Origin of the sequence: Candidatus Frankia alpina, assembly GCF_902806485.1 — a bacterium.
GTDB classification, from domain to species: domain Bacteria; phylum Actinomycetota; class Actinomycetes; order Frankiales; family Frankiaceae; genus Frankia; species Frankia alpina.
Genome location: NZ_CADCWT010000232.1, coordinates 1 through 7,122, shown reverse-complemented (window position 1 = coordinate 7,122; position 7,122 = coordinate 1). Strand labels below are relative to the sequence as shown.

General features: G+C 69.3%; 7 protein-coding genes. 5 read left to right on the top strand and 2 right to left on the bottom strand.

Annotated elements, in window-relative coordinates:
* Nucleotides 1-302: 302 nt before the first annotated feature.
* Both G6R25_RS19380 and G6R25_RS19375 read right to left on the bottom strand, forming a co-directional pair.
* Nucleotides 303-1,526 carry a helix-turn-helix domain-containing protein gene (locus G6R25_RS19380; protein ID WP_163554098.1) on the bottom strand — a complete coding sequence of 408 codons (1,224 nt, stop codon included), beginning with the start codon at nt 1,524-1,526 and terminating at the stop codon, nt 303-305.
* Nucleotides 1,527-1,769: 243 nt separating this feature from the next.
* Nucleotides 1,770-2,114 carry a GntR family transcriptional regulator gene (locus tag G6R25_RS19375; RefSeq protein WP_136446813.1) on the bottom strand — a complete coding sequence of 115 codons (345 nt, stop codon included), beginning with the start codon at nt 2,112-2,114 and terminating at the stop codon, nt 1,770-1,772.
* Between the two features lie 211 nt (nt 2,115-2,325).
* On the opposite strand from G6R25_RS19375, the gene G6R25_RS19370 reads away from it, so the two are divergent.
* From G6R25_RS19370 to G6R25_RS19350, 5 genes are all read left to right on the top strand, one after another.
* A complete protein-coding gene (locus G6R25_RS19370) occupies nt 2,326-2,811 on the top strand; it encodes a hypothetical protein (RefSeq protein ID WP_205447257.1) in 486 nt (161 codons plus the stop codon).
* A complete protein-coding gene (locus G6R25_RS19365) occupies nt 2,808-3,740 on the top strand; it encodes an RNA polymerase sigma factor (RefSeq protein ID WP_163554096.1) in 933 nt (310 codons plus the stop codon). Before G6R25_RS19370 ends, G6R25_RS19365 begins: the two co-directional genes overlap by 4 nt.
* 8 nt (nt 3,741-3,748) lie before the next feature.
* Entirely contained in the window at nt 3,749-4,924 is a 1,176-nt protein-coding gene (locus G6R25_RS25445) for a hypothetical protein (protein WP_205447256.1), read from the top strand.
* Nucleotides 4,921-5,175: a hypothetical protein gene (locus G6R25_RS19355; protein WP_136446810.1), complete on the top strand. Its 255-nt coding sequence runs from the start codon at nt 4,921-4,923 to the stop codon at nt 5,173-5,175. The genes G6R25_RS25445 and G6R25_RS19355 overlap by 4 nt, the downstream gene beginning before the upstream one ends.
* Nucleotides 5,172-7,122, top strand: a 1,951-nt coding sequence (locus G6R25_RS19350) for a cell division protein FtsK (RefSeq protein WP_163554095.1), incomplete at its 3' end; no start/stop codon positions are given. The genes G6R25_RS19355 and G6R25_RS19350, both read left to right, overlap by 4 nt.

The following is a 7,122-nucleotide window of genomic DNA, read 5'->3' as shown; positions in this document are numbered from 1 at the left end:
GCACTAAGACGCCGCGGTCGTGGGCGTCCTCGAGGAAAGCGATCAGATGGAGCGGTGGCTGGCGGCAAGCGGCCAGCCATAGTCGGGCCAGTCCCAGCCGCACCCACGCTGAATCAAGCCTGACCGTGAGCCCGGCCGGTGGGGGAGATGGCCCCCCGCCTCCTGGACGCCTGCCAGACCCGCTCGGGGGTGGCGGACCCAGCTGGGACCGGCACCGCCAGGACCAGCTTGGCTACCACTGTGGGGGGGCCATCTCCTACCCCGACGCTTGGGCAAAGCAGAGCGCTGAGCAGGGCCGCCGGTTATCCGGCGCCGCGCAGCTCCTCGCGAGCATCGGCCGCCACCGTGGAGTGCTTAAACCGTTCGTCATCGAGTAGGAGCGATAGTTCACCTACCCGCTTCCTAATCCATGAAATCTGCCGATCATTCGGTAGCTCGATGATCGGCCGGACGGCATCCATCGCGCCTTCAATTTCGCCGAGCTTCAACCGCGCCGTGGCCATGTAGACGTGGGCGAGGGCTTCATCATCAAACGATCGGAACTGTTCCCCCTCTTGCTCCCACAACTCGATTGCTCGACCGGAGTCCTGTTCTGCTTTGCGTAGGGCCGGTTCATCCGGCAGCCATATCAAACTTGATCCGGCATAATACAACTGCTTGGCGTAGCTGAAGGAAAACAGGCCATTGACCGTATCGGGCGTTGCGTCGTCTCGCGCATCAAGCGCTCTGCCAAGGAGGTGCTGCGCCATCTCGGAATCGCCACTGTTCGCGGCGCATTGCGCCGCTCCGCAGAGCAATCGGACCACGGATGTTCCTGGGCCGGCATACTTAAGTCCGTCCGTGATAAGCGAGGTAGCCAGCGCGTAATCCTTGCGAAACCTCGCGATTAGCGATTCAGTGCCCCTTACCCAAGCGCGTTGTTCGTCATCATCGGCAAGATCAGCGAGGCGCCAGGCAGTACGAGCGTGCGTCGTCGCCGCATCGGGCTCGCCGAGGTCGAGGGCAGCATAGCTGAGAACACCGGACGCGCGGCCCGCCGCCAGATACAGATCCTTGAACTCATGTGGTCGAGCGGCGCCTTCCTTGATCCGCCGGATGGCCTCCTGTCGGAGCTGCAAGCCCTGGCTCAACATCGGCGTAGCGGGGGAACTCAAGTATGCGACGCCAAGCGACGCGACGCGCTCGCCGAGGCCATCAACGTCAACAGCATCCGGGTTCGTCGCGGCAAGGATGTCCCCTGAATCTTTCACCGACACGAGTAGTAGCGAGCGTGTGCGCTTCTCCACTTCCCGTTCGATATTGGCGCGATCCCATGCCGCGAGCAAAAGCCCACCAGAATTCAGCGCATCATCGGCGCGGCTGGCCCAAGAGCGATCCGGCCAACGTGCACCGGAAGCAACATTATTGATCCACCCGCGACTCGCCAAGGTCGGGCGTTCAAGATCCCTGTACGACAAGCCGCTGCGTTCGCGCATCTCCTTGAACAGATGTGCGAACGCAGCCTGGACTCTCGACGAACCGGCCACGGCGTTCCCCTTCTACCCCAACTTTTCAGTCAATGTATCCAAGTTACGCGGAGCCCTCTTGGATACACCAGATCCCTCTCGCCGCCGGTGCGAGGCGCCAGTCTTGAAGCATGACAACACCAGGCACCTCACAGGGCAGAATCGCCGATCTCGGCGTCAGCAGGCGCGGTGGGCTAGCCCCATGACGACAACAGCGCGGACGACCGCTCAGCCACTCGCTGCCGAGCCTGAAAATACTGGGTGTCAGCCGCGATCGACCCACGCTTCGAGCGTGCGAACCCGGGCTTCCAGCTCGTCCAGTCGTTCTACGACGGGCAGGAGCGGGTCAGGTGGCGTTCTGGCTACAGCCATGGCCATGGCCCCTGAGACGACCTTCGTTCCCTGTCCTCGCGCGGTGATCACCAGCCCCTCCCGTTTCAGCTGGTTGATCGCTTGCTGAACCGTTCCGGGTGCTAGACCCTCGCTCGCCGCGAGTGACCGCACGGACGGTATCCGCTCGTCCTCGCGAAACTGGCCATCGACGATCTTCGCGCGGAGTCGATCGGCAAGTTGTTCGTGCGGGGCACGTCGGTCCGGCTGCTCTCCCATGCGGGCGAGGCTACCGCCCGGCGACTGCTCTGTACCAACCAAGTTGACACACCCACGATCGGATGCTTGTATCAAGCGTGTCAACACAAGCGGACCCGGCGCATGCCGCCAAGCCTCACGCCGGGTCCTAGATCCGCCCCATGTAGGAGGTCAGATCTTGTTCAAGCATGCCTTGCCCCGGCCGTTGCCGGGCGATGACAACGGTGGCCGCGTGACCCGCCGCTACCCATCTGATGCCCTCGACCTGGCCGGGCCGACAGCCCGGGAGCTAGCCGCGATCGACGCCGAGTGGCCGCGGCGCGCCGCGGACCTCACCGAGGTCGACCGGGAGATCGCCGCGATCCTCGCCGCCGACACGCCGATAGAGCTCGCCGAGACGGCCTCGGGACAGGGCTGGTTCTGGACCGAGGAGTGGCAGGTTGGTGAGCGGGAGGCCAGCGCGCAGATCGCCGCGGGCGGCCTGACGGTCTACGACGACATGGCCGTCCTGTTCGCCGACATGGCCGGCTCCCGTGCCGCGCTGATCGGCGGCACCGGGGAGGGCACGACCGCCGGCCCCTGGGCCTACCTCGTTGAGGGGGCCGCGTTCCTGGCCGGTGGCATGCCCTGCCAGGGCAAGTCCGCCGCGCTGTGCGCCCTGGCCTTGGCGGACGCGGCCCAGCCTGTCGCTGGTACCGAGGGTGGTGGCGTGCGATGACCCGCCGGACCCTGCTGGCCGCCCCCGGTTTCCCGGACGATAACGACCCCCGCGACACCTACGCCCAGGCCCGGCCGGTGCCGGCGCGGCGGCTGGTGGAGACGGTGACCCCGGTTGCCCTGACCGCCGACGAGATGCTGGTGGTGTGGGCCGCTCTCGGTGATCCGGGGGCTTTTGAGGAGCTGTACCGCCGGTGGTCGCGGCGGATCGGCGCGTACCTGTACCGCCGCGCCATTAACCCGGCCGACCTCGACGACTTGCTTCAGGAGGTGTTCACCACCGCGTTGGAGCTGCTGTATCGGGGGCTGCTGCCGACGGAGACGTTCAGTGCCTGGTTGTTCGGGCAGGCAGCGGCCGCCCGGACGCTGACCGGCTACTTCGGGGAGCAGTGGCGGCACCGGGAGGCCGTCGGCGGGGTGACCCTTGCCGTGCTCGCGGGCGGGTTGGGTACCGCTTCGGCGGCCGGTCTGGCGAAGCGGATTCGGGTGGCGTTAGCGGAGTTGACGCCCCGGCGCCGTCAGGCGATCGAGCTGCGTTACCTGGAAGGCCAGTCGCTGGCGGCCACGGCGCTGGTGCTTGGAATCAAGGTCACCAGCGTGGAGCCGCTACTCGGCCGGGCCCTGCGGGACGTGCACGGAGTCCTGACTGGTACCGAGCGACCGAAGCGGCCGAAGCGGTCGAAGGCGGATGTGCGGCCGTTTGAGGAGCTGATGCCGGCTGCGTTGGAGATCGCAGCGGCGGCCCTGGTGGCTGGTCGGCCGTTTGGTCGGCGGGTTCTCGTCGCCGCGCTCGCCGATCGCGGAATCTCGCTGGGTGACCGCCGCGCCGCGGCGCTGGCTCGCATGGTCCGCACGGTGATGCCGCAGATCGGCACCGGCCGGCCTACCGGCTTTGCCCACCGCCGCTCCGATACCCGTAAGGGCAGGTGAAACGGCCGGTGAAGTACCGGATCGAAACGCAGGAGTACACCGAGGCCTACACCGTGGACGGGGTGGCCGCGCCGGTTGCTCGTACCCGCCGGATCGCGGTGCCGGTGCTGCCGCGGGACTGGGACGCCCTCGCGGTCCGCGCGGTGGTGGGCCTGGTCCTCGCGCTGACCGCGGTGAGCATCACGTGGTCGACGGTGAGCATCGCGCACCTGCTGGACGGGATGTGGACGGCGTACCTGGCGGCGTCCGTGTTCGACCTGGCGTGGTGCGCGGCGCTGGGCATGGCGTACCTGGTGCGGTTCCGCTCGGACCGGCGGAAGGTCGTCGACGGGGTCGGCTGGGGGCTGCTCGCGGTGACCGTGACCGCGATCGGCGTGGAGGGTTACCGCACCGGCGGGTTGGCGATGGCGTGCATCGGCGCGTCGGTGAGCATCGCGGCGAAGACGCTGTGGTGGACCTTCGGGCACGCGACCCGCCCGGAGCTGACCGCGGACGACAAGCAGTGGGTCGCCGTGCAGATCTCCACCGCCAGCGCGCAGCTCGCTGTTGCGTCGGTGCGCCGTCAGGTTGCCCGTGTGCAGGATCGGGCGGCCGCGGAGTTGCTCGCGATGGAGGCATCGCGGCGGCCGCCGTTTGGGACCGTCCTCGCCACCACCATGACGGTGGAAGCGGGTGCCGCGCCGCACCCGGTAGGGACACCCCAGCACCACGACGCCGCACGTGACGCGTTGCCGCGCGAGGCGCCGCAGGCCGCCCTCGACGCCGCACCGCGCAGCGCCGGTACTGCACTCGAAGACCCGGCTCACAGCACGGCTCACGACGCGGCGCGGGATGCGGTGGGCAGTACGGATGAAGCACCCGCACGAACAGGTGCTGACCTGGCCGAACAGGCCACCGCGCCGCACCCACCGAAGCGTCCCGCGAAGCAGCCCGCGGCGCGGCCGAACCGGGGCGTCACGGTGCCGCGTGCCGTACGGGGCAAGCAGCCCGCGCCCCGTACGGATGCCGAGCTGCTGGCGGCCCTCGACGCGCTCGGTGACGATGCCGCGGGGCTGTCGGTGCGTGGTGCGGCGGCGCATCTGGAGATCGGGGAGACCCGCGCGAAGCGGCTGTTGGCCGAGCACGCGGCGCGGCGCGCGGCGCCGCTGTCGCTGGTGCACGACGACCAGGGGGCGACGGCATGACCGGCGGGAGCGTGCGCGACGACCTGCGTCGGCTGCCCTGGTGGGTCGCTGTCGCCCTGACCGTTCTCGCGCTGGTCGTGCTCGCGCTGCGTGCGGCCGGCCTGGCCGTCGCCGTGGTCGTGACCACCGCCGAGCGCCTCGACGTCGCTGCCGCGATCCGCGCCGGGATCAGCCCGTTGGGCGCGTCGTCCTGGCTGGTCTCCACCGCTGTTCCCGCCCCTGACTGGACGCACCCGGGAGGTGACCGATGACCGAACAGCCAAACGCCCCACAGGACGCCTCGCCTGGTGGGGTTGTCGTGCCCGGTCCCTGGACCCCGACCGTCGACACCGTCCCGCCGGCCGGCGGGACGGCGCTGCACGGGGAGGTGCTCGACCAGCAGGGCAACATGGTCGTTTCCGACCCCGCTGGCCCGCCTGCGGGGTCGGAAACGGGGTCGGTGTCCCTGCCGGCGCTGCCGGCCGGCGGGAAGGAGCTTGCTCGTACCGCGGGCCGGGTGGTGGTGCAGTCCGCCCAGGGGCACGCCGTACTCGCCCGCCGCGCGGCCGACGCCGCCACCCATGCGGTGATCCGGGAGCAGATCCGCGGGGCCCGCGTCCGGGGGGATGCGGCGGAGCTGGCCGAGTGGTTGGACCGGCTGCGGGTGGCGAAGGCCGAACGCCGGGCCCGGGTGGCGACCCTGCCCGCGGTGCTCAAGGCCGCCGGGATCTCGACGCTGGCCGCGCTGCTGGTCGTGGTCGGGGTGGTGCTGACCGCTGGCATCCTCGTCGGCGTGGTCCACCCCCTGGGAGTGGGCTGGGGCGACTACTGGGGATTCGTGGGCTGGCTGCTGAGCCTGCTCGTCACCGCGGTCACCGTGCTGGTCCCGCCCGCCGCCGCCGGGGTCGTGCCGGCCTGGCTGGTCATCACCCACCGGGCCGGGCGGGCCGCGGACGCCCCGAGCTGGGTTGCTACCTCTACCGACGACGACGTGGACATTGTCATCGACGAACGTGCCCTCACTCAGGCGTTGGCCGCGCTGCGGATCAAGCAGATCACCGACTACCTCAAGAAGGCCCCGTTGCAGTACGTGGTGCCTGCCCGTAAGGACGGCCGGGGCACCTACGCGCTGATCCGGCTGCCCGGCGGCCTGCCGGCCAGCTACGTCGAGGCGCAGGCGAAGCGGGAATCGATCGCGGCGAGTCTGCATCGGCGGGTCAACGAGGTGTGGCTGCGCACCGGGGAGGACGCCGGCCTGCTCGATGTGTGGATCGCGGACCCGGGAGCGCTCAAGGAGGGCGCCGGGCCGTACCCGCTGCTGACCGACGGGTTCGTCGACGTGTTCCGCGGGGTGCCGTTCGGCCGCAGCCTGCGCGGGGACGCGCTGGTCGCGCCGGTGATGGAACGCAACACCATCACCGGCGGTCAGCCCGGCCAGGGCAAAAGCTCCTCGGCCCGGACGATCCTGGCCGGGGCATCGCTGGACATCACCGCGGAACTGCGGATCTGGGTGCCGGACACGAACTTCGACTTCGAGTACTTCAAGCCCCGCTGCTCCCGCTACGTCATGGGTGTCGAAAACCACCACATGCGCCAGATCCTCGAAGACCTCCGCGAGCTGCACGACGAAGTCCAGGCCCGCGGCCAGCTCCTTGTCGACCACGAGATCGATGTCGTCAACCGGAAGATCGCCAGTCAGGGGGTGGGGCTGCACCCGCTGTTCTGCCTGCTCGAAGAAGCCCACGTCGCGATCCAGCACCCCGTCTACGGCAAGGAGATCGCCCAACTCCTCATCGACATCGTCAGGCTCGGACGCAAGCGCGGCATTCACATGATCGTGAGCACGCAGGCACCGACGAAGGACTCGATGCCCCGCGACGTCACCCGTAACTGCTCCAACGGCATCGCCTACGCCGTCGGGGACCACGTCGCGAACGACGCCCTGCTCGGCCAAGGCGCCTACCGGGCCGGTCACCGGGCCACCGAACTGATCCCGGGCACCGACCGGGGCACCGCCCTAGTCAAGGGGTTCACCGGGGAGCGCTCGGTCATGGCCCAGACCTACTTCATCGACGTCAAACAGGTCCCCGCCCTCATCAGGCGCTCCCTCGACGAACTGGACCGCAAGGGCCTGCCCGTCCCCGGCGCTCCCCGCCAGCAGGCGCAGCCCGAGGACCGGGACCTGCTCGACGACCTCGACCAGGTGCTCGGCACTGACG